21 protein-coding genes and 1 pseudogene are annotated in these 23,137 nt (G+C 38.9%); 5 read left to right on the top strand and 17 right to left on the bottom strand.

Features of this window, described 5'->3' with window-relative positions; all coding sequences use genetic code 11:
- Nucleotides 1-21: 21 nt before the first annotated feature.
- Nucleotides 22-171, bottom strand: a pseudogene (locus NMK93_RS19790) (helix-turn-helix domain-containing protein); the annotation flags it as partial.
- A 115-nt stretch (nt 172-286) separates the two neighbouring features.
- Entirely contained in the window at nt 287-1,018 is a 732-nt protein-coding gene (locus NMK93_RS06555) for a hypothetical protein (RefSeq protein WP_254528531.1), read from the bottom strand.
- A gap of 226 nt (nt 1,019-1,244) precedes the next feature.
- Between NMK93_RS06555 and mgrA the strand changes: the two genes are divergently transcribed.
- Nucleotides 1,245-2,273, top strand: coding sequence for an L-glyceraldehyde 3-phosphate reductase (mgrA, locus tag NMK93_RS06550; RefSeq protein ID WP_254528528.1), 1,029 nt, complete (start codon nt 1,245-1,247; stop codon nt 2,271-2,273).
- 130 nt (nt 2,274-2,403) lie between these two features.
- Here mgrA and NMK93_RS06545 read toward each other — a convergent pair whose 3' ends face one another.
- Nucleotides 2,404-3,933 carry a CotH kinase family protein gene (locus NMK93_RS06545; RefSeq protein WP_254528526.1) on the bottom strand — a complete coding sequence of 510 codons (1,530 nt, stop codon included), beginning with the start codon at nt 3,931-3,933 and terminating at the stop codon, nt 2,404-2,406.
- A gap of 205 nt (nt 3,934-4,138) precedes the next feature.
- The gene (locus tag NMK93_RS06540) at nt 4,139-4,930 is read right to left on the bottom strand and encodes an NIPSNAP family protein (protein ID WP_254528524.1); all 792 of its coding nucleotides are present in this window, start codon (nt 4,928-4,930) and stop codon (nt 4,139-4,141) included.
- Between the two features lie 178 nt (nt 4,931-5,108).
- On the opposite strand from NMK93_RS06540, the gene arr reads away from it, so the two are divergent.
- A complete protein-coding gene (gene arr / locus NMK93_RS06535) occupies nt 5,109-5,531 on the top strand; it encodes an NAD(+)--rifampin ADP-ribosyltransferase (protein WP_254528522.1) in 423 nt (140 codons plus the stop codon).
- On the opposite strand, the gene NMK93_RS06530 is transcribed toward arr, so the two are convergent.
- The 13 genes from NMK93_RS06530 to NMK93_RS06470 all read right to left on the bottom strand — a co-directional run bounded on the left by NMK93_RS06530 (nt 5,528) and on the right by NMK93_RS06470 (nt 18,346).
- The gene (locus NMK93_RS06530) at nt 5,528-6,010 is read right to left on the bottom strand and encodes a hypothetical protein (protein WP_185217143.1); all 483 of its coding nucleotides are present in this window, start codon (nt 6,008-6,010) and stop codon (nt 5,528-5,530) included. The two genes, arr and NMK93_RS06530, sit on opposite strands and share 4 nt — an antisense overlap.
- Before the next feature lie 32 nt (nt 6,011-6,042).
- The gene (locus NMK93_RS06525; protein ID WP_254528520.1) at nt 6,043-7,287 is read right to left on the bottom strand and encodes a tetratricopeptide repeat protein; all 1,245 of its coding nucleotides are present in this window, start codon (nt 7,285-7,287) and stop codon (nt 6,043-6,045) included.
- A 194-nt stretch (nt 7,288-7,481) separates the two neighbouring features.
- Nucleotides 7,482-7,808 carry a hypothetical protein gene (locus tag NMK93_RS06520; RefSeq protein WP_254528518.1) on the bottom strand — a complete coding sequence of 109 codons (327 nt, stop codon included), beginning with the start codon at nt 7,806-7,808 and terminating at the stop codon, nt 7,482-7,484.
- A gap of 130 nt (nt 7,809-7,938) precedes the next feature.
- Nucleotides 7,939-8,607: a response regulator transcription factor gene (locus NMK93_RS06515; protein ID WP_254528516.1), complete on the bottom strand. Its 669-nt coding sequence runs from the start codon at nt 8,605-8,607 to the stop codon at nt 7,939-7,941.
- Nucleotides 8,607-9,389 (bottom strand): sensor histidine kinase, encoded by a 783-nt coding sequence (locus NMK93_RS06510; RefSeq protein WP_254528514.1) that lies wholly within the window; start codon nt 9,387-9,389, stop codon nt 8,607-8,609. Before NMK93_RS06510 ends, NMK93_RS06515 begins: the two co-directional genes overlap by 1 nt.
- Nucleotides 9,335-9,991 (bottom strand): hypothetical protein, encoded by a 657-nt coding sequence (locus tag NMK93_RS06505; protein WP_254528512.1) that lies wholly within the window; start codon nt 9,989-9,991, stop codon nt 9,335-9,337. The genes NMK93_RS06510 and NMK93_RS06505 overlap by 55 nt, the downstream gene beginning before the upstream one ends.
- Nucleotides 9,992-10,270: 279 nt before the next feature.
- Nucleotides 10,271-10,738 (bottom strand): hypothetical protein, encoded by a 468-nt coding sequence (locus NMK93_RS06500; protein WP_254528510.1) that lies wholly within the window; start codon nt 10,736-10,738, stop codon nt 10,271-10,273.
- A gap of 284 nt (nt 10,739-11,022) precedes the next feature.
- Nucleotides 11,023-12,186, bottom strand: coding sequence for a Gfo/Idh/MocA family protein (locus tag NMK93_RS06495; RefSeq protein WP_254528508.1), 1,164 nt, complete (start codon nt 12,184-12,186; stop codon nt 11,023-11,025).
- A gap of 56 nt (nt 12,187-12,242) precedes the next feature.
- A complete protein-coding gene (locus tag NMK93_RS06490; RefSeq protein WP_254528506.1) occupies nt 12,243-13,007 on the bottom strand; it encodes an SDR family NAD(P)-dependent oxidoreductase in 765 nt (254 codons plus the stop codon).
- A gap of 20 nt (nt 13,008-13,027) precedes the next feature.
- Entirely contained in the window at nt 13,028-14,734 is a 1,707-nt protein-coding gene (locus NMK93_RS06485; protein ID WP_254528505.1) for an IlvD/Edd family dehydratase, read from the bottom strand.
- Between the two features lie 28 nt (nt 14,735-14,762).
- Nucleotides 14,763-15,623: a sugar phosphate isomerase/epimerase gene (locus NMK93_RS06480; protein WP_254528503.1), complete on the bottom strand. Its 861-nt coding sequence runs from the start codon at nt 15,621-15,623 to the stop codon at nt 14,763-14,765.
- 162 nt (nt 15,624-15,785) lie between these two features.
- Nucleotides 15,786-17,126: a hypothetical protein gene (locus NMK93_RS06475; RefSeq protein ID WP_254528501.1), complete on the bottom strand. Its 1,341-nt coding sequence runs from the start codon at nt 17,124-17,126 to the stop codon at nt 15,786-15,788.
- A gap of 320 nt (nt 17,127-17,446) precedes the next feature.
- Nucleotides 17,447-18,346, bottom strand: coding sequence for an AraC family transcriptional regulator (locus NMK93_RS06470; RefSeq protein ID WP_254528499.1), 900 nt, complete (start codon nt 18,344-18,346; stop codon nt 17,447-17,449).
- A gap of 137 nt (nt 18,347-18,483) precedes the next feature.
- On the opposite strand from NMK93_RS06470, the gene NMK93_RS06465 reads away from it, so the two are divergent.
- From NMK93_RS06465 to NMK93_RS06455, 3 genes are all read left to right on the top strand, one after another.
- A complete protein-coding gene (locus NMK93_RS06465) occupies nt 18,484-18,885 on the top strand; it encodes a heme-binding protein (protein WP_185211557.1) in 402 nt (133 codons plus the stop codon).
- 43 nt (nt 18,886-18,928) lie between these two features.
- Nucleotides 18,929-20,122: a formaldehyde dehydrogenase, glutathione-independent gene (gene fdhA, locus NMK93_RS06460; RefSeq protein WP_185211556.1), complete on the top strand. Its 1,194-nt coding sequence runs from the start codon at nt 18,929-18,931 to the stop codon at nt 20,120-20,122.
- A gap of 222 nt (nt 20,123-20,344) precedes the next feature.
- The gene (locus NMK93_RS06455) at nt 20,345-23,032 is read left to right on the top strand and encodes a TonB-dependent receptor (protein ID WP_254528497.1); all 2,688 of its coding nucleotides are present in this window, start codon (nt 20,345-20,347) and stop codon (nt 23,030-23,032) included.
- Nucleotides 23,033-23,137 lie beyond the last annotated feature (105 nt).

The following is a 23,137-nucleotide window of genomic DNA, read 5'->3' as shown; positions in this document are numbered from 1 at the left end:
AAACAAAGTATTTTTCCTTTTTTAGGATACAAAGTTATTGCCCATTCTATTGGTGAAATTACTTGGACGAAGACCAAAATGTTTATGAAAGTCCCTGGAAAAATTGGACGGTTCAGAAAAGCCGACCATGTTGGCAATTTGGGAAACCGTAAACTTTTTAAGTAAGATTAATTCGGCAGCTTTTTTTCAATTCAACCAATTTTATGATCTCATTGGGTTTAAGGTCCGAGAACTTGCTAAGCTCCCCATACGCCATGCATCGGGGAGCTTCTCTTTTCTATTACTTTTAGTTTTCACCAACAGAAATCTTACTCTGTTTTTTCTCAGATACATTTTTGTTGATTAAAAACAACTCATCTCCTCTTAATTCATAGGTATGGTCCTCAGTCCAGTTCCATGATGTTGCATCCCTCAGATTTATTCCATTAGCTTTAAAAGAAACCAATATTTGATTGCCCTTTACCTCTAGATTAATTTCATCAAACGTATCTTGAATAGTTGCTCCATCAGGTGTTGTAGGACAGTTCTTTAATTCCTCCAGGATCTTAGGTTCTGCGCGGAACCATTGCCTTAGAAAATCCATTTGCTTTGAAGAACATTGATATCCTAGATCTAGAGCCCAAAGGATCTTACATTTTAGATTGCTCCTATCTTCCTTCGCATCGCCATCCCAAGCACATTCATTGCCTACAAAGGTTGCTATCAATCCTAAAACAGCTTTTTCTGGATCTGAAATGGTCTTGATGTAATCTTCATTGAGGACAATACTGCTGACATCTGCCTTCACTTCCTCATTATATTTCTTTTCTCGCCATAGAAATTTAACTTTCTTATCTGACAATTGAAGATTTCCCGGATTTTTATCCGTAGTTCCTACAATTGTATCTTTTGTTACCGCATCGGTACTGTCTGACAATGCACCATTAGTCTTCCCTTGCTGATTATTTTGAGTACAAGATTGGAATGTAAATGCCAGAAAAAGGACCAGAACAATGCTTTTTGAGAATATTTTCTTCATGTTATTAACCATTAGTGATTCCTAAAAGTCAGAAAAATTGCTTTAAATTAAAAATCATGGTCTGTATGTTTAGGGAAAGAGAAGATAGAATTACCTTAACATGATAATGGCATTTTATAGGCTCAAAACCAGCAATAAATGCTAAATTAGTATGGTTCTAAAGGCGATTCTTCTCGAAATATCATCCCTTGGAACGAAAACTTAACGCAATAAACTGATAAAAACCATGGACTGGAAACCAAAAAGTGATCGTTATGATAAGATGATCTATAACCGCTGTGGAAAAAGCGGCTTACATTTACCGGCGATTTCCTTAGGATTATGGCATAATTTCGGAGATGACACGCCACACAGCAAAAAGGTCGAGATCTGTACCACAGCATTTGACCTAGGGATAAACCACTTTGATCTTGCGAATAATTATGGCCCTCCAGCTGGAAGTGCTGAAATGGCTTTCGGAAAGATTTTAAAAGAAGAGTTTGCCGGCCTTCGGGATGAATTGATCATTTCTTCCAAAGCTGGCTATCAAATGTGGCCAGGTCCATATGGTGAATGGGGAAGCAGAAAATACCTGATAGCTAGTTGTGATCAATCCTTGAAAAGATTGGGATTGGATTATGTTGACATTTTCTATTCCCATCGTTTCGACCCTCATACACCATTGGAAGAGACAATGATGGCCCTAGACCAAATAGTGCGCTCTGGAAAAGCTTTATATGTTGGTATTTCTTCCTATAATGCCCAAAGGACAAAAGAGGCTTATGATATCCTAAAGTCCCTGGGTACTCCATTTATTATTCATCAACCTAGCTATTCCATGTTAAACAGATGGGTTGAGGACGACGGATTATTGGACACTTTGGAAGATTTAGGACTGGGTTCAATTGTCTTCTCTCCTCTTGCTCAAGGAATGTTGACGAATAAATATCTAAATGAGGTCCCTCAGGATAGTCGTGCGAATCAGGATAAATCCTTAAATAAGAATTTCCTTTCAGAAGAAAACTTAAAAAACATCTGGGCATTAAATGAAATCGCCGCAAACAGAAACCAGACCCTAGCACAGATGGCAATCTCCTGGGTATTGAAAAAAGGCAAAGTAACTTCTGCCTTGATTGGTGCGAGTAAAGTCCAACAGGTAATAGATTGTGTCGGAGCAATAAAAAATCTTGAGTTTACCGATGCTGAATTAAGGCAAATCGACCAGTATGCAAAAGATGGCGGAATAAATATCTGGCAACAATCAGCTGAATTGTAAAAATCTTAAATTTAAAAAGGCTTCAACGAGGTTGAAGCCTTTTATTCCATTCAAATCAAATCCCTTTTCGGAACAACCGAATCCTACTATTATTAATCGGGTTACTGATTATACATTACCTATTTTAAGGCTAGTCAAACTGAGGCCCATTGATTACCCCATCCAGCCATGTTATTCTTTTTGATACATAATTACGAACAAAATTCACATAGTCTTGATGGGTTACCCCTACATACCAACTTTGATTGATGTTTTTGCCCAAAACATCCCAGCGTTTAAAATTATATTTCTGACTATAATTGATCTTTTTAGCCCGCTGATCTATAAACTCAGGCATGGACTCCATTTTCGATTTTACTTCTTTCCAGCGTGTTCTCACCAATTTCTTGAAATCAGGATCTATCATTAACTTGTTCATCCATGCTCTTGGCTCATGAGCCCTTTGGAGCATCATTACCTCTTGGCTATTACCGAGACGCTTATCATTATTAAAGGCTAGATCAAAATCCCACACTGGACCTACATAAATCTTGGGATCCAAACTGCTCTTCTTGTACATTCTCATACTCCAAAGCATATCCGAATTACCACATAACTCATTAGCCAGATAGTAATTCACAAAACTTGTTAAATCAAAATAATCTTGATAATTGGAATTTGCTTGATCTCCTATTTTGTACAGACTGTTCTCAAAAGTTCCCACATACTTGGTGATATAATCCAATTGGGCAGGAGTAATTTCATCTTCATCGGGAAATTTCACTGTTACCGGCATATTCTGATCGGTAATAAAATGTACCGGTTCAGAATAGGCATATCCATCACCTTCAAGGATAAAACCCCCATTGTCCTCATCGATGGCTACCCTATCGCTCCCCTCTTTGATATGTTCGGTTAAAGTATAATTCCCCATAAACTCCCCATTTAAAAACAGTTCTACATATTGTTGTCGAGGTGAATAGCCCATATCTAATCTCTTGCTGACCTCAAAGGCTATTTCATTACGTAATAGCGATTGATCGCCATAATTGGCCAATAATGCCCAACTTTTATCAGCTGGCATACCCAATAGGGCAGCCTTTTTATCTAACTTAATTCTATATGGCTTTTTAGGCATTCCCCAAGTAGAATTACCTCGGCCTTTAACTTCCGTAACACCTTCATAAACGACCTTTCCTTCAAAGCCAGTTGTTATTTTTAGGCTACCGCTGACATAATCATCTTTGCTTTCAATCGGCTTTCCATTGGTAGAGAGATATATAGCAGGAATCCCTGTATCAACAAATTTGACTATATAGCTTTTTGTTTCACCATTTTCAGCGGCGAATGTATATTTTACCAATTTAGAAAAGTCCTGTTTACTCTTTCCGCTGGTCTGCTCAACATTATCAACCGTAACCTTAGCACCTATATGTTCAAAGTCAGGAACCAATGCCTGAACATTTGTACCTACTAGGGCATGGGCAAAAATGGTATCGCCTATGATCTCTGTTTCAATATCAAACAATAAGCTTGTCTGTTTATCAGTATCAAAACCGAAACTAACCAACTCATTTTCTGTAGATAATTCAGGTGAAATCTTATCTTTCTGGCAAGATAGAACCGTAATAAAGAAAAATGTGAAATACCAATAATGAATAAAAGGAATCTTTGTTCTCATAAATAGTGAATAATTAGGTGAAATACCAAGTCGGGAAAAAGGATTAGAGGTCAATTTTCAAACCCGGATTTATAGTTTTACAGATTCAAAATCTCTGTTAAAAACAAAAGTCGTTTTATAAAAATATAAAACGACTTTTGTTTAAACAAGTGAACCCAATAGATTTATTAGCACTGGTTTTTTTGGAAATATCAATGTTCTACCCCTAATAATCAGAATAAGCAGTAGGTGTACATAAGATAGTCACGTTTTTAGAAACATTGTTCTGATATTGCGGCATTTCACTCATAGGCTTATAAAGCGGTCCAAAAGCCTTCCAATGCTCATCACGATCAGCCATATCCTCAAATGTTGTCAAATACATCAGGTTAGGCATTGTACTGCCAGCGATAACCTGGCCGTAGAACACAGCATTGAAGTTCAATTTCTTAAAAATATCGATCTCTCCATTATTGAACATGGAAACCTTATTGGCAGCAAGCTTTTCAGTTGGACCTTCGTAGCTTCTTAATTCATATACCCTTTCACTCTTATCAGATTTCAGTTTAGGTAATTCCACAAATGGCATTCCATCAAAGGCACGCATCAAAATAGTTTCTATTCTTTGAAATGGCGGATTGTTATGTGCTAAATCTAAATATGACTTTCCAGCTTCCTGATATTGCTTATCCTTTTCCAAATTAACATCCAACTTGGCAAAGTTTTCCAATCGATCTGAATAAGTTAGGACATAAATCAGTTTATCAGCATTTTCATTATTCTTCAACGGTTTAAAAACCGCAACTTTCTTAAATCCAAACTTATGCAGAGCTGGCAAATAGGCATTACTGAGATATTGATCTAATTGTTGTTCTTGATGGGCCTGCTGAAAATGATAGACTTTAAGTTGGATGTACATGGTTTTTGCTACTGCAGATGAAGCACTTTGCAGCAACATACAAATCAGGACAGTAAGAATAGAAAGCCGGCAAAATACCGAATGGATTGATTTTGACATGTTATTTGACATAGGTTTAGGACCCTTCAATTTTAAGGAAAAAGGTCGGTTTGAAATAAATTATTGGATTAAAGGATTTCCTCTAAAGCAAGATAAAGATAATTATTTTTTGAAATAATATGATGAAAAATAAAGCGTTCTAAAGAATATAAAATCCTAAAAATTAAACTTACTATTCATGTATGCTAAAGACTTGAAAAAAGGCAATTACGGCCCGTTTTATCATGGCACAAAAGCCGATTTAAAAGTTGGCGACCTCCTGACTGCTGGAAGAAAATCAAACTACCATCCAGACGTAATCATGAATCAAATCTATTTTACCCAGCAGGTGAATGGTGCGGGATTGGCAGCTGAACTAGCTCCTGGAGATGCGGAACCTCGTGTTTACATGGTAGAACTTACTGGCGATTTTGAGGATGACCCAAATGTTACCGACAAGAAATTCCCCGGTAACCCTACCCAATCTTACCGTAGTACAGCTGCATTGAAAATCATAGCTGAAATTTCCGATTGGCCCAGGCTCAGTCCAGAAGAATTGCAGCGTTGGCGGGAAAACCTAGCAAAGATCCACAGAGACCCGAATGCGATAATTATCAATTAATCCTTCTTCTTGTCCTTTAATCTTACTGTCTTAAAAATACGTTTGGCCAATTCCTGCTGTTGAGCATTTAGGGAGTCCGCCGTCAGCGTTAAAGAATTTTGCACCTTTTCCTCTACAGTCTCTGGCATTCTTCTGACATGGATGCCCGTAATACCAACCACAGACTCCTTCGGCCAAAGCACCTTGCTGTACAGGTGATTCGAACTGTCCTTTTCCACATAATATTGCATACTTTGTTCTCTCTCATTCAAGCTATTGGAGTACCAACCATAATCAAAATAAAACTTGATACTATCCCCTACGACATGGCCTACATAGGAATCAATTCCCTGCATCTCTACCTTTTTGAAATCGGCAGGAAAATCAAATTCATACTCCCCAATTTCAATGGTATTACTTAGCTTTTGCTGATCTGTTTTGTTAACAGAACAAGAACTTAAAAATAACAGGCAGGAAAAAATCAGGAATTTGATCTTCATGATATTAAAAGTTGTGTTTCCTACAATAATAGCTAATTCTGACTTTTTGTTTCCAATTCATTTGCTTTTTCAAGATCAGCCTCAGCTTCTGTGGTCTTGTTTAATTTCTTGTACAGGCCAGCTCTCATCCTGAATACCCTGTAATCTAATGGGTTCATTTCAAGGGCTACATTATAGTCTTTCAATGCAAGATCAAACTTATTTAGGGCTTCATAATTATTTGCCCTAAGAAAATAATAGTCATAAAAGTCAGGATTCATTTCTATGGCCTTATTCAGGTCAGTTAGTGCCTCATTGTACATTTTATTGGCATTATATACTTTCGATCTTCTAAAATAAAGTTCCTCTTCCGAAGGTTTCATCTCAATGGCTTTACTGAAATCCTTTAAACTCGTTGTATAGTCCCCCATAAAATAATACATCGTCCCTCTGTTCATAAAAGATTCATATTTCCTAGGATTAAAGGCAATTGCTTGATTTAACTCTTTTACGGCCTCCAAATATTCCTTCGTTCTCCCAAAAATATAGGCACGCCCAAGATAGGCCGGCTCAAAAGTTGGACTAAGTTCACTAACCTTGTAAAAGGCACTAAGGGCTGACTTATAGTCTTCCATCACTGTATTAACGAGTCCTTTCGTAAAAAAAGACGAACTGTTTTTCGGATTGAGTGCAATGGATTTCTCCGCATCTTCTAAGGCTCCTTCAAAATCCTGAATGATGAATTTGGCGTTTGCCCTTTGATAATAGGCTACTGAGGAAGTGTCAGACAATGATATCGCCTGAGTAAAATCCGCAATGGCATCATCAAATTCACCAATATCTGTTTTGTATTTGCCTCTATTGATAAAACAAGGCACACAATCGCTTTCAACCTTAATGATCTCATCATATTCAGCGATGGCAGCATCAATATTATTCAAAACATAATAGGTTTCTCCTCTTAACTTAAGATATGGACCGGTATTGTTGGGCTTTAGGCTTAGGCCCGAATTGATGGCATCCATAGCCTTTCCATAATCCCCATTCAGATAATAGGCTGCCGCAAGATTAAGGTAAATGGAATCTACCGCTTTCAAATTCAAGGCTGATGTATAACTTGATATTGCCGCAGAATACTGTCCGGCATCATATTTCGCTTTCCCATCCCGAGAATGCTGAGTAATCTGAGCATTGACAGCCTCTTGCGCATAGCCTAAATTGGAGAACAGCAAACAAATAGGCATGCAGATGAGAAAAAACAAATCAGCATTTTTCCTCTTTTTAGGGTTCGTTTTCATTGGTTTCTAATTGGTTACAACATCAAATGTAGGTAATTTTCCTTTCGCATTTTACGACCTTCCATCAAAAAAAAAGTTCCTAAACTGACCGTTAGGAACTTTAACATTATTACTTAGTTAATAAATTACTCAGGCAAAATAATTAGCTGCTCAGAGCCTGAATAAACATGGTATGGTACATTTGAATATGGGTATCACCCATAGAGGTTGATCCGTTTATTATCCCGAATTGTATTTTCGAAAATATATAGGGCATCATCGATAAACTTGCTTTTGCAAGCGATCATTTTCTGAAATGCAATCTTGATATTTCCTTCCAAGTTCGCTAGATTATCTTGCCAATAGCTCTCTGCCCTGACCTTGATTTCTGCATGTCCAGAATTCAGGTCTTCTAGATAATCATTGTACAAAAATTTATAAGCTACAATACTGTTGATATAATTGGTCAAATTCGGATCGCAAAAGGTAGATCCTTTTGTCTCTACATTTGCTTCTGGTTTCTTATTCAATTCACGTGTCATAACAGATTGGTCTTAGATTCTTAGCAATTAACTATTTTATTGAACTTGATACCTCAAAGTTAATGAACCTCGCCCCTGTTTTTTAGAGCACAAAAACGGCAAGTTGCAATTAGGTATTTATACGGAATGCTTATTTCTTGGGAACGAACAATTCATTCGCTAAGGCATAGATCACCAGACCAACGGTGTTTTTAAGCCCCAATTTATCCAGGATTCGCTGCCTATGACTTTCAACGGTCCTTTTGCTAAGGAATAACTGTTCTGCGATTTCAATATTGGTATATTCCTCACAGATCAATCGGATGACTTCAATTTCTCGGTCGGTCAATTGGTCCTTCAGGTCAAAGGATACCTTCTTATTGGGATTATTGAGGTATTGGTGCAGCAATTGGTAATCTGAAGCTGTAACATACACTCCAGTGTTATACACCGTTTCTAGGGCCAGTTGCAATGTTTCAATATCAATAACTTTAGGTAGAAAACCTGAAACCCCCAATTTCAGCATATGCCCAATCATATTAGACTTATAATGGGAGGATAAAATCAAGATCTTCACTTTAGGAAAGCTTGGCAAGAGTTGTTCCACGAGCACCAAACCTGAAATAGGTTCCATCTGAATATCCAAAAGCAAGATATCTGGCAACAGGTTTTCATCCATGGCCATGAAATCAGCGATCAGGGTACTTGGGTCTGTATTCTTATAGATTACCTGACAATTAGGGATCTTTCCTATCAGCATACTCAGTCCTTCAATAAATAAGGACTCATCATCCATCAATGCAATTTTCATTTCACTCATTATACCGCCATTTTTGGAAACACCATCATCAGCCGAGTTCCCTTGCCCAGAGCCGAACTCAATTTGGATTTACCATCCAATAATTCTACCCGATTGCTAATATTGGAAACCCCCATCCCATTAGAATTTATCTTTTCAAAGCCCTTCCCATTATCTTTTAAGAGAAAACTGAGAAAATAATTGCCGTCACGGACCAAGATCGAAATCTTATTCGCTTTAGCATGTTTTATGGTGTTGCTGACAAATTCCAAGATTACCCGATAGATCTGAACTTCAAAATCTAAGGGTCTTTCCTGATACTGTTGATGCAGATATAGTTCCACCTCATATCCAATCAAATTTTGCTTCAATTCCTCCAAGGTCAAGATCAAGCCAAAATATTCTAGGTTCACGGGATACATCCGGTGCGAAATCTCCCTTGCTGAATCTATCAGCTGGTCAATCTTGTCACTCAGGCCTACATATTGCTGAGCCTCAATCTGATCTTTGTTGGAAATTAAATTCAGTTTAAGCACCTGCAATTTATTGCCAATTTCGTCATGCAATGTCCTTGCAATCCGTTTCCTTTCCTCCTCCTGCGTTTTGATGGCAAGAGCCTTCGTCTCTGTCTGAAACTTTAGCTCCTGTTGGTGCCGCAGATCATTCTCTTCCTGGATTTTCTTGTAGTATTGATTATACAGGACGATCACAAAAAGCACAATCATTATGGCCAAAACCAATAAGATGATTATCTCATAGATTTCGATGTAGATTTTTGAAACGAAAAAAAGTAATACAGACATACGGCATATAAGCTACAGGACAGAATGTTGTTTATTGACCATAGATAGCCAGCATACTCGATCTTTAGGTTACTCAATTGATTTAAAATCAAAAACAGTATAGTCGACACAAAGTAATAGAGCAATAGGGCAAACAAAACATGGAAGAGACCAGGATTATTCACTTTAAAATCCGATTTCAATGCATGCAATAAACACCTGCCTAATTCAAAAACTATAATAATATTGGAGATTGGTTTTATCCATTTCATCCAGGTCACTACCTGAATGAAATTATGAATAGTAGCACCTCCTATTAAAAATAAAAACAGTGCCAGGTAAACCATGGACAGCCTGCTTTTCTTAGATACAATACTATTGGTAAAATTCGTTAATAATAAGAGTTCACCGGCAACAAAAATATTGAACAAAAACTCCGTTTTCCCTACAGAGAAAACATAGATCAACAGTTTCGAAACAAGTTCGATCCCCAAGAGAAAAAGAAGGAAATACCTAAGGTTTCTTGCTGGGGTACTGAACTCAAAATGGTACTTAATATTCCAAAGACTCGCTAGCAACAACATGACATTGGACAAACCAATTGTCAAGTAAAAAAAGAGCATAATTAAATTTCATAAAATGGTTTAACCACCTTTTGGTTTACAAAATGGTGGACAAGGCTGCGACCAATTGTACAAATTCGTCTGGATGGAATGCAATTTTGAATTTCCCAAAACTGTCCCTTCATGATGGACGAAAATAATGGTTGGTAGCACCTCTGAATATATTTTTGAATATTTTAAAGCAAATAAGCCTACAATATCCCGATTTCCACCCTCTAGATCCTCTATCGGTACATGGAATAAATTGAAAATACTTTCCCCTTTGGTTTCCTTGATCTGTTAAAAAAACCAATCAGCCGACTCATTTCTCCAGTCCTCAACCTGCTCCAATATCGTATCCTGACATTCTATCTGATGTTGATATAGGGGCTGTGACTCCTCAATGACCCGTGAGGTAACCTTTAGATCACAGGATAACACCGCTACTTTCGTTTGGGTCTTGACCTCCTGCTCGACAAATTTTATTTCAGCCTCCAATGGACCTAAATAGGAAAAAGGATATTCTTTTAACTCAATCTCATTACCTTCTTTATCTAAAGGATAGAATATCACGATCGCTTTATCATCATGTATACCCATTTTGATAACAAAACATTCGTTTTCATTATTCTTCAGAACCCAGCTGCTACTCTCTTCAGTTACAGAAAACATGAAATGAGGAGGAAAAACCCTCAATATTTCATTTATATTGCCTTTCGATGATTGCCATTGCCTTATCGAAAGCTGGCATTCCTTTCTGTTTAGCATAATTGATCAGTTTAGAGGCTTAAAGATAAATAAAAATTCATGCTATTCTATCAAATTAACCAATAATAACAATTACAACAAACTGATTATTAATAATTTATAAAATTTTTATTATAGAAATTATTTAATAATTTAAGATTATATTTCAGACTAAAAATTAATAATTAATCCGCTAAAATACAATGAAATAATTCATGTTTTTATGATATAATTTTGGCTTATTATTTTAAGCGGATAAACGGGCAATAAAAAGAAAAAACTCATCAAATGATGAGTTTTTTGTATTAAAATGCTGTCCATTTTGCTTCGGACTCATTGGATTCCAAAACCCGATCAATAAATAACATACCTCGAATACCTTCTTCAATATCTGGATAAGCTGGAAAAGCGATTTCAGCATGGTTGCCTGTGATCTTTTGTAACAATCGAGCTGCAAAAGATTGGTAGATATTGGCAAAAGCTTCAATATAGCCTTCTGGATGTCCTGTTGGAGTTCTGGTGAATGCTCCAGTTGCCTCGCACATCTGATATACCTGGTTCCCGCCAGTCCTATAAATCTGAATCGGTTGATTATCCCATTTGACGAACAGGGAATTAGGCTCTTCCTGTTTCCATTCCAATCCTGCCTTTTCCCCATAAATGCGGATTTTCAACGCATTTTCTTCACCAGTAGCCACCTGCGATGCACTTAATACACCCGTGGCGCCATCCTCAAATTTCAACAGGACATCACCGTCATCATCGATGACGCGATCAGTTCCATAAATATTCAAATTGGCACATAGATGTGTTATTTTCAAACCAGAAATATGTTCTGCCAAATGTGCCGCATGGGTTCCAATATCACCCATACATCCACTTTTCCCACTTCTTTGCGGGTCAGTACGCCATGCTGCCTGCACACTGCCAGAATTCTCTATCCCCTTGGTCAACCAACCTTGCGGATATTCCACAAAAACCTTGCGGATCTTGCCTATCAAACCTTTTTCAACTAAGTCTTTGGCTTGTTTAACCATGGGGTACCCCACATAAGTGTGGGTCAGGGCTAACATTAAGCCCGTTTCTTCCACTACTTTTGCCAAGGCCTTAGCTTCTTCTAAGGTAAATGTTACCGGTTTATCGATTACGACATGGAAACCATTTCTCAGAGCGAGCACGGCTGGTTCAAAATGGGCATGGTTGGGTGTTACTATGGAAACGAAATCCATCCTGATATCCTCAGGCAATTCCTTTTCCTTTTCGATCATTTCTTGAAAAGAAGAATAAACACGGTCTGCCGGCAAGGCCAAATCTTTTCCGGATTGGGCAGAAACCTCTGGCCGCGAACTGAATGCTCCGCACACCAAATCAATCTTCCCATCCAATAAGGCTGCAGAACGATGTACTGCACCAATAAAAGACCCTTGTCCCCCGCCGATCATGCCCATCCTCAACTTTCTGTTTTCCATAATCAATCTGTTTTTAACTTTTACACTGAATTTATTTTCATAACCTATTTTCATTCTCAAAATGGGGATGGACTTACAGCAGACCAACCACCATCTACCACTATCGTCTGTCCCGTAATATGTCTTGCCTGTTCACTGACCAGGAAGAGTGCTGTCTGCGCAATATCGCTTGGATATGCCGCAGAACCAATTGGTGTCAAATGAGCCCAGGTCTTTTTATATTTCGGATCCTCCATGGTCCTTTCGGTCAAGGTTGCCCCTGGGGCTACGGCATTGACATTGATCCCATAAGGGGAGAGCTCCAAGACCAAGTGTTTCGCCAATAATTCTACCGCAGCTTTGGTCATTCCATAGGCTGCAAGCTCCTTATGGGCCTGATGCCCTGTCACCGAAGAAGTAAACAGAATGCTACCTCTCTTCTTTTGTTCAATAAAATATTTACCGGCAGCTTGGGCCAAAAAGAAAGTGCCACCAATATTGACCTGTAGCACTTTATATAAATCTTCCGCCTTATACTCCAGGAAGCTCCCAAACAAGGTAATACCAGCATTGGCCATTACCACATCTAAAGTCCCCGTCTTTGATACTGCAAAGTCAACAAGGTCCTTGTTAAAGCTAGCTTCAGACACATCGCCTGCAAAGGAATAACAGGTGCCGATTTCATTGAGTTTGGCGGTAGCTTCATCACACAAATCTGGATCTACATCATTTAAAATTACGGTAGCCCCTTCCAAAATCAAATTTTTAGCTATTTCAAAGCCTATGCCTTTACCGGCTCCCGTAACGATTGCAGTTTTATTTACAAATCTTTTTTGTTCCATATAATTTCTTTTAACCCCTGTTAATGGGAATCTCGAAGCACCTCACTACCAGAACCTCCTTTTAGAAAGTCCAGATCTGCTCCTAAATGAGCCTGCTCCACATGGTCCACATATAACTTACAATACCCACGGGTAAATTGATTGAGATTTAATTTTAAATTTTTCCTTCTACTATCCAATTCTGCATCATCTAGCAATAGATTCAATTTCCTAGCTTCCACATCCAACTCGATCAGGTCCCCATTTTGAACCAAAGCCAAGGTACCCCCTATGGCAGATTCAGGAGACACATGCAAAACCACCGTACCAAAACCGGTACCACTCATACGCCCGTCCGATATTCTGACCATATCCGTCACTCCGACATCGAGCAACTTCTTCGGAATCCCCATATTGCCGACCTCAGGCATGCCCGGATAGCCCTTTGGGCCTACATTTTTCAGGACTAAAACCGAATTGGCATCAACATCGAGATCATCCGAATCTATCCTTTTCTTATAATCTTCAATATCTTCAAAAACAACAGCTTTCCCCGTATGCTTCATCAATTCAGGTGTTGCAGCTGAAGGTTTCAAAACAGCCCCATTCTCACAGAGGTTCCCCTTGAGGACTACAATACCTGAAATAGGATTGAATGGGTTTTCTTTCGTCGAGATCACATCATCGTTCAGGCTCTTGTGGTCTTGTATATTCTCGGCAACGGTCTTTCCACTGACCGTTAAAATATCAGCATGCAATGAACCTTTGATACTGTTCATCACAGCCGGTATACCGCCCGCATAATACAGGTCTTCCATGAAATACTTTCCTGAAGGTTGTAGATTGGCAACCAAGGGAATATCTTTCGAGAAATGATCAAAATCTTCCAGGTTCAAGTCCACGCCGATTCTACCAGCAATGGCCATCAAGTGAATAGCAAAATTGGTAGAACCACCAATAGCGGCATTCACCTTGATCGCATTCTCAAAAGCTTCGCGTTTCAGGACATCGGATAATTTCAGGTTTTCCTTGACCATTTCCACGATCCTTCTTCCCGACATCCTTGCCAACACCTTTCTTCTGGAATCTGCGGCAGGTATTGCCGCATTGCCTGCTAAGGTAATGCCTAAGGACTCTACCATTCCGGCCATGGTTGACGCTGTTCCCATGACTGCACAGTGGCCAATACTACGGCACATCCCTGCTTCGGCCATATTCATCTCTTCTTCAGATACCAGTCCTTTTTTAGAGTCATCTGCAAATCGCCAAACATCACTGGTCCCGATATCCTTACCTCTAAATTTACCGGTCAACATGGCTCCACCTGAAACCACAATGCTCGGAAGATCCACACTACAGGCTCCCATCACCAATGAGGGTGTTGTCTTGTCACAGCCTACCAATAACACAACTCCATCCATCGGATTCGCACGGATGGATTCTTCGACGTCCATACTGGCGAGGTTCCTGAACAACATAGCGGTTGGCTTCATCAAGGTTTCCCCCAAGGACATCACCGGAAACTCAAGCGGAAACCCTCCTGCTTCCAGAACGCCTTTTTTAACTGCTTCTGCCAAATCACGAAGATGGGCATTGCATGGCGTCAGTTCTGACCATGTATTACAGATGCCTATTACAGGCTTTCCTTCAAACATATCTGCTGGAATACCTTGGTTCTTCATCCATGCACGATAGATAAAGCCATCCTTGCCTTTTCTAGCAAACCATTCTTTGCTTCTTAGTTTCATATGTCGTAGCTTATTGTTATCAATAGGTTTATTTAGCTTTTTGCCTCATATAATTTACGGATTCTTTTACTTCCTCAAAATTATTATCCCAATTATGCTCACATTCAATAAAGATTTCTCCAGAAAAATCCTGACGCTTTAATTCAGCAAATACTTTATCATAATCTATCACTCCTGCTCCTATGGCCACGTCTTTCGCCTCCATATTCCCACTACCATCCAGATCTTTGACATGCAAGCTCAATAATTTGTGCTCTACTTTTTGCAAGCATTCCACTGGATCGAGTCCGCTTCGTACCCAATGACCAATATCTGCGCAGATTTTGAGATGCTCTCGTCCTTCTACGGCTGCCATCGCACTGTCGGGATGCCAATAGCGACTCAGTCCTTTGGCATGCTCATGAATGGCCAAGGGTAGCTTATATTGTCCTGCCAATTCATTGATTTTATCTAGTAACAATGGATCAGGTTCCCCAACCAAAAACTGTAAGCCCAACTTTTGGCCTTGCTTAAATAATTGTTCCCAGTCTTCTATCGTTTTTCCATCGGCATACATGGAAACCATCTGAACCTGATTGCTATCCAAAATGCCTTTCATCATCGAGAGTTCTTCATCTGATAGGTTTGCTATAACTTTCCCCCCGAACCGACCCCCTAAATTATGAAAGGAAAAACCTTCCACTTTTTGGGCATTGGTTCCTTTTGCCATTTCGACTGATTTTTCAAAAGGGAATCGATTAAATGAATACAGACCTACGCCTACTTCCATATTTTCAGCTTCCTCCAGCTTATTTTCCACAGGTTTAGATTGTCCCGTACAGGAAAAAAACAGAAAGGAAAGAACCGCCAGAAGGGCTAGCATTTCGAATCTCGGAATGAATCTTTTCATACAGCTATGATTTAGGTTTATTCAAGCATTGAGCTGCCGATCAGCAAATGCCTTGGGAATAAGTTACTCTAAATTTAACGAATAAAAAACACCTCCATGATATTTGAAGGTGTTTTTTCTGAAATAATTATGTTACCTCGTTTGTAGGCCTTTTATAACTCATTAAGAAGCTGTTGTCTCGGTATTCTTGATCTTATCAATGGAGTCAAATGCACCACTCTTCTTCAACAGCCACATGCCCAATTTTTCTTCTGCAACTCCCTCCTTGATCTTATAGGTAAAAATAGGCAAGCCTTCAGGATCGCTTTCAATATTCATCTTAAAGAATCCAACAGATGGAATATGCTCAAGTTCCTTGGACAGCTCCGTGATATGGGACGATACGATAACATAGGGCCCATCCACTTCGGCTAAATTCTGCAACACCTTTAATATCGCGTTGGAAGCATCACTGTGGTTGGTACCTTTAAACAGCTCATCCAAAATGATAACCGCATTGGAATCCTTAGGCAATTGGTCCACAATTGTTTTTAAACGCATCGCCTCCACATAAAAATGGCTATAGCCCATTTCTAGATTATCTTGAAGGTTAATACTGGTAAAGACGCCATCGATCAAATCCGTCTTGATGGAATCTGCCGGAACTGGGAAACCAATATGGGTCAAATAAAGTGCAGATGAAATTGTTTTGATAATGGATGATTTACCGGCCATGTTAGCTCCGGTCAAAAACCAGATCTTTTTATCCCTGGCCATCCTCACATCATTCTTTACCGGTTGTTTATGGAAGATATGATATACACCTTTCATCTCTATTACGCCCGTCTGATTTTTGGGATAGACCTCGGGATAGCAAAATCCATGCGCCTTGGATACTTTTGCAACAGACAAGAAAGCATCGATCTCATAAAAGAACGTAATGATCTTCTTGATCTTTGGTGCCAAGGTATAACGGACCATCTTGTCAAAATTCTCGATGTTGAAGATATTGATCCGCAATTTATCGGCATCATATTTCTTCTTTTTGAAAATCATGGAAAGGCAATCCTCGATTAATTGAAGGATCTCTTCCACATCGGGATATTGTATATCCTTGTTGATCTGCATATAATAGTCGCGGCACTTGATCATAAAGTCGCATGCTTCCTGAATTGACCTTTTCTTATAATAATAAGCAGGACTTCTTACGCCGATAAAATCCATCAAGGTCAGCGAAGCCGCACGGCCAGAGTGTGAGGATTTGACATATTTTTCCAAATCTTTTACAATCACCCTGTAAAACAGAAAATCCTGATCAGCCACTGGTTCTAAACGACGGATCTTCATCTGCCGGTCCTTGATGACAGCCACATCCAATACAGGATTATAGTAAATATCCATTAAATGGAACATCCCACCGTCAGTAATGGTATGATCAAAGAATTCTAAAATGGTACGGCTATGCCTATCTCTAAGCTGTATATCTTGTAAGGTCTGTTCATCAATTAAGAATTTTTCACTCATAACTATTGGATTAGATCGAATGTTGGTTATTGAAATTGCTTTACACTCCAAGGATACTAAACTAAAAATACAATTTTCAATCCATGTACATAGCTAAAAATCATATATATTTTAAGTTAGAAGCCAGCACTAGCTCAACTTTCCTTTTATATAGGATGCACTAAACCTAAGAATTGCATATTCTTTTTCAACAAATCTTTCATTTTTTTAATAAACAATTTAGTATGAAACAGTTCCGAAAATCCGAGCATGCTTCGACCCTTGCTTTACAGGTCAAAACAAAACCCAGCAAGAAGGTTAAACTTTTAAAAAAAGTTGGTTTATTTCCCAAATTTCTTGATGAAATCTCCAGGGGTACAGTTATGGAAAGCTTTAAACTGTTTTACGAAATAGCTCAAGGAACTGAAGCCAGTTTTATAGGCAACTTCAGAAACATTGGAATCAGCTTGTAGGAGTAGGTTTCGAGCATTGAGCATCCTTTCCTGCAAAATATAGGCACCGGGAGTCTTTCCACAATACGCTTCAAACATGCGGTGCAGTGTACTCTTGCTACAGTTACCAATCTTCATCAGTAATTCCGTATTCAGGGTCTGTCCCAGATTTTCGCGGATATAGTTTTTGATTACATGCAACTGGCTATTGGCGGTCAGGCTATTTTGTTCCTTTTCATGTTCTTTTTGGGACTCCATGATCCTGATCAAGAGTGACTTGAGCAATAGATCGCTCAAAGTGATATTCGGATCTTGTTGGGTGGCTACTTGGAGCAATTCATTGAAAGCACGTACCAATCCAGGATTGTTATTAAAGTGGAAATTAGAGAAATCCAGTTTCCAGCTTTCATTTTCAGGATAATTGTCATTCAGGAACTTGAGTTGGTTCTCTAGGGAATCCTTTCCTATTAGAATAGTCGCACATTGTACGGGATTTTTCAGGTCTGCTTCTGGAAAATCAGCATAGATAGTTTCCCCTTCAGGTAAGATCAAAGAAGTTCCGGGCAGGAACTTAATACTCTCTCCTTTTTTGGTATATACCGTTTTGTACCCACGGATCATACTGGAAATAGAGAGCCCTTTATAGGTAATCTTGACTTTGGTCGACGATTGAAAGGTTTCAAATATATTGACTTCAAATTCGCCACAATCAAAGCGAGTTTGGTGTTCCTGACCACTTCGTAGGTGTTCGGGAGTCTGTAAGGACAGTAAGTCAATGGTATTGTTCATTTGTATTGGAGGATTACCTATAGCCTAAAGTTAAATTTATTTTTTGGAACTATCGTAATACTTAATGAAACTATACTTATACAAATCCAGACCATTATGGGATAACTTTATGTTTATAAACTTAAAAAACATAAGCTATGAGTAACATCACATTAGAACAAGCAAGAAAAGTTGTAGATGCAGCCCTTAAAAAATCTGAGGAATTAGGAGTAAAAATGAATATAGCCGTTGTCGATTCGGGGACTAATTTAGTTGCCTTCAACAAGATGGATGATGCCTGGTTGGGTTCTATTGATATTTCACAGAAGAAAGCGAGAACTGCTCGATACTTTAATATGGATACGGGAGAAATCGGCAAGTTATCACAACCTGGAGGTTCCCTTTATAACATCGAGCATTCCAATAATGGCTTGATTACTTTCCCAGGCGGGGTTGTCATCAAGGACGCCAGCGGCAAGATTATCGGTGCGGTGGGCGTAAGTGGCAGTACCGTTGAGGATGACCATGCGGTTGCTGCTGCAGGTGCTTCTGCTGTATAATGCAGATTAATAAAACCACAATTTTTAATTAAAGCTATTTATTATGTGTCAAAATCACGGTGTTGTATATATGGGACCCGGTGAGGTCCAGGTACAGGAAATAGATTATCCGAAATTGGCCTTGGGAGACCGCAAGTGTGAACATGGGGTTATCCTTAAGATCGTTTCGACCAATATTTGTGGATCCGACCAGCATATGGTCCGAGGCAGGACAACAGCCTCCGCAGGATTGGTCTTAGGCCATGAAATTACAGGTCAGGTGGTCGAGAAAGGAAGGGATGTAGAATTCATCAATGTCGGTGACATTGTTTCTGTTCCCTTCAATATTGCCTGCGGAAGATGCCGAAACTGTAAAGAGGGAAAGACAGGGATCTGTCTAAATGTAAACCCTTCACGTCCGGGTGCTGCCTATGGCTATGTAGATATGGGCGGTTGGGTTGGTGGCCAGGCAGAATATGTCATGGTACCTTATGCAGATTTTAATCTGTTGAAATTTCCAGACAATGAACAGGCGATGGAATATATCCGCGACCTGACGATGTTGTCTGACATATTCCCTACGGGCTTTCACGGTGCAGTATCTGCAGGTGTAGGTCCAGGTTCGGTAGTCTATGTAGCAGGTGCTGGTCCTGTTGGATTGGCATGTGCAGCGAGCTGCCATTTGTTGGGGGCAGCAGTAGTAATCGTCGGCGATTTAAATGAGGAACGTCTAGCACAAGCCAAAAGTTTTGGCTGCGAAACGGTAAACTTAAATACAGGTGAAGATCTATCGGAACAGATTGCTGCCATCGTTGGTGTTCCGGAAGTAGACTGTTTTGTGGATTGTGTAGGATTTGAAGCGAGAGCCCATTCGCATGGGGGCAGTTCGGAGGAACAACCAGCGGTGGTATTGAATCAGGCAATGGAAATCACCCGTGCTGGTGGAGCGATCGGAATTCCGGGACTGTACGTAACAGAAGATCCCGGAGCGGTAGATGGAGCAGCTAAACAAGGGAACCTAAAGATCAGGTTTGGTTTGGGCTGGGCAAAATCACATTGCTTTCACACAGGACAATGTCCTGTCATGAAGTACCATCGCCAATTGATGAACGCTATTCTATATGATAAGATCAAAATTGCCGATGCCGTAAATGTTCAGGTGATCAGTTTGAATGAAGCACCGCAAGGTTATGCAGATTTCGACAAAGGAGCTGCGCGGAAATATGTAATCGACCCACATGGTATGATTCCAGCTTAAAGATTACACGAACTATTGATAAAACTCACCAAGTTTTATACAAGGATTTAAGTTCACATCTATCTATCAAATGAAAGTAAAGCCTCAACAGATGTTGGGGCTTTCGTTTTTTAACCTACCACCATTTGCCTGAAACAGCTAAATAATGTTAAATCCTGTGTACGGGAATTATTAGTCAAAAAAAATAATCTAATTTAGGTTAACTAACTTTTATTAACCTTTATGCAGAAAATTTACCTCCTTATTTTCCTTGTATCCATGATCAGTTTTGTGCAAGCACAAAATAATGCTGGCATTAAAGGAAAGGTCTTTGATTCCGAACTTAAGCCCTTAGAAAAAGCGACCGTTTCCCTAGTTTCCGAACAGGATTTCTTGGTTGTTACCTATGCGTTGACCAATGATAAGGGAGAGTTTGAATTGGTCAGGATTCCGACCAATAAAGAATTGACCTTCTTCATTTCTCATGTCAACAGTTCGGCTTTTCAAAAGAAAATCAACTTAAAGCCCAATGAAAAGTTAAAAATGGACAGTATCATCATGAAAGGGAATTTTATCGAGGAAATTGAAATTACGGCTGTTCCACCGATCCGATTAAATGGGGATACCTTGGAATATAAAGCCAGCTATTTCAAGACGAGACCTAATGCAAATGTGGAGGAATTGATCAGTTTGTTACCAGGGCTACAGGTAAACGCTGATGGGACAATCTATTATCAAGGTCGGCAGGTTCAAAGTGTCCGGGTAAACAATAAAGATTTTTTTGCCCAAGACCTGAAAATAGCGACCCGAAATTTGGATGCTTCTTTAATCGACGTGGTCCAGGTCATCAAGGATAAAGGGGAATCAAAAAGGGAGATTTTAGACGATAGCCAATTACCGATAGTCCTAAACCTAAAGATGAAAAGAGAGTTTTTAAAGGCCAATTTCGGCAAGCTCTATGGAGGGGCAGCCACGCGGGATCGATATGAGGCTGGAGCATTGATCAATACGTTCAGGGATACCTTGCAGGTCAGTTTTATCGGTTTTGCCAACAATATTAACCGACAAGGATTTGATTATTCTGAACTCAATGAACATGGCGGGATGAATCGGGCGGAAAATCAAAACTATGCTAGCTATGGCACAAACGGTTTAATGAACCAAATCTCTGCAGGTGTAAATATCAATTATGACATTGAGAAAAAACTGAAGGTCAATTTGATGTACAACTATGTACAGCATGATTATTATTACGATAGTCGAAACGAAGTAAATTCCTTTTATAACGAGATTGCAGAACAGCTGAGTAACACGGATAATTCCAATAATTCAAGGTTCACACATGAGTTAAGAGGGTTTCTGAGATACCATATCGATACCACTTCCCAAGTGACCTTCTCTCCTTCCCTATCTGGCAATCGAGGGAAATCCTCTTCTAATGCAAATGGTGAAAGTTGGCGCAACAACTTGCAAAAGGTAACTCAGGGAGAATATCAGAATGAAGATTCAAAAAAGGGCTTAAATTATGGTCATAACCTTTATGCAGAAAAGAAATTTAAAAACAAATGGTTACTTTCCATAAATCAGGGGATCTCGAACGAAAATAGCGAAGATCAAGATGCTAGTAATTCCATTTCTAGATTTTTTTTATTGAATGACAGTGTATTTCATCAGGTTCGCCAACAAAACAGCAATACAAATACTTTCAACTTATCGCACCAAGTCAATTTACAGGTTCCACTTGGCAAAAAGGTCAATTTTGATGTTTTTGGACATCAGAACTTAAATGAAGAAACCTCCACAGAAGATATTCTAAACAGCATAAATTCAGATATCCTTCAAAGCCGGAATGACGTTGCTAACAACAAGGGCTTGCTGAATAAAAAGTATTTTGTTGGAACGAAATGGAACCTGAAAATCATAAAAAACCTACCCATTTCCTTTGGCCTCAAATGGGGTTCCTTTTCCAACCATTTTGACTATTATCAAAAATTGGAAAATAGAAATACGCAAGAATCCCATTGGCTCCCGGATATAAACCTCTCCTATAAGGGTCTAAATTTCAACTATAATAAAGAGCTAGAAACCCCAAGGTTTTATTCCATCGTAACCGTAAAATCAGATTTGTCACCCAATTATCTTCGAATGGCAAGTCCATTTTTCGAAAACAATCTAAAGGAAAACTACAGGGTTTATTACAATAAGTTCTTCACAAAATCAAAAATCAACCTCCATCTATCAGGCGGATTTTCCAAGAACTCCAATAGCATCGCCCATTCCAGTACTTATGATATCCAGACCAGCTTTAGCAGTGGTCAGTTTTATCAAGCTGGACCTACCGAGGTAAAAAACTTCTATGTTTCCTTTTCAAAAACAATATTCCAAAACAAAAACTGGAATTTGAATTTCAATTCTTTCGGCTACGGAATACTTCAGGACACCTACAGCAAGGTGAATACAGAGGAAAATATTGCATCAGGCTTTTATAGTAATTTCAATAACACAATGACCCTAACCTATAAAAATGCCTTCACCTTTACCCCTATGTTTGAATTCAACAGCAATAACACCAAGTTTAAGTTCGATTCTGAAAACTTCAAGGACATGAACAATAATTCAAAGCAATATGGAGCTACATTATTATTGAACAATATCAAGAATTTCAGATTGGAAAGCTCATATACCATTAAGAACCAAGTGGTAGGCATCAATAACCAGCGGCAAAACCTACATATCGTCAATGCATCCATCTATTACCCCATATTAAAAAAAGGTGAATTAAAATTGTCCGCATTTGATATTTTAAACCAAAACGTATCCAATTATTTTGGAACTTCTTCGAACAGTACCTATTTCAATTCGACTACAACCTTAAGGCAGTATTTTCTACTCGGAATGGTCTACAAGTTTCTAAAAACAGAAAATAAATAAAAAAATAGAACAAAATTAAACTAAATAAAAACTAGAAAAACTGAAATAATATTTTGTCAGAAAAATTTTACTCCATATCATATTTCAAAAACCGATTGGAATCAT

The organism is Sphingobacterium sp. LZ7M1 (assembly GCF_024296865.1).
Taxonomy (GTDB): Bacteria; Bacteroidota; Bacteroidia; order Sphingobacteriales; family Sphingobacteriaceae; genus Sphingobacterium.
This window is presented reverse-complemented; position numbering and strand designations above follow the sequence as displayed.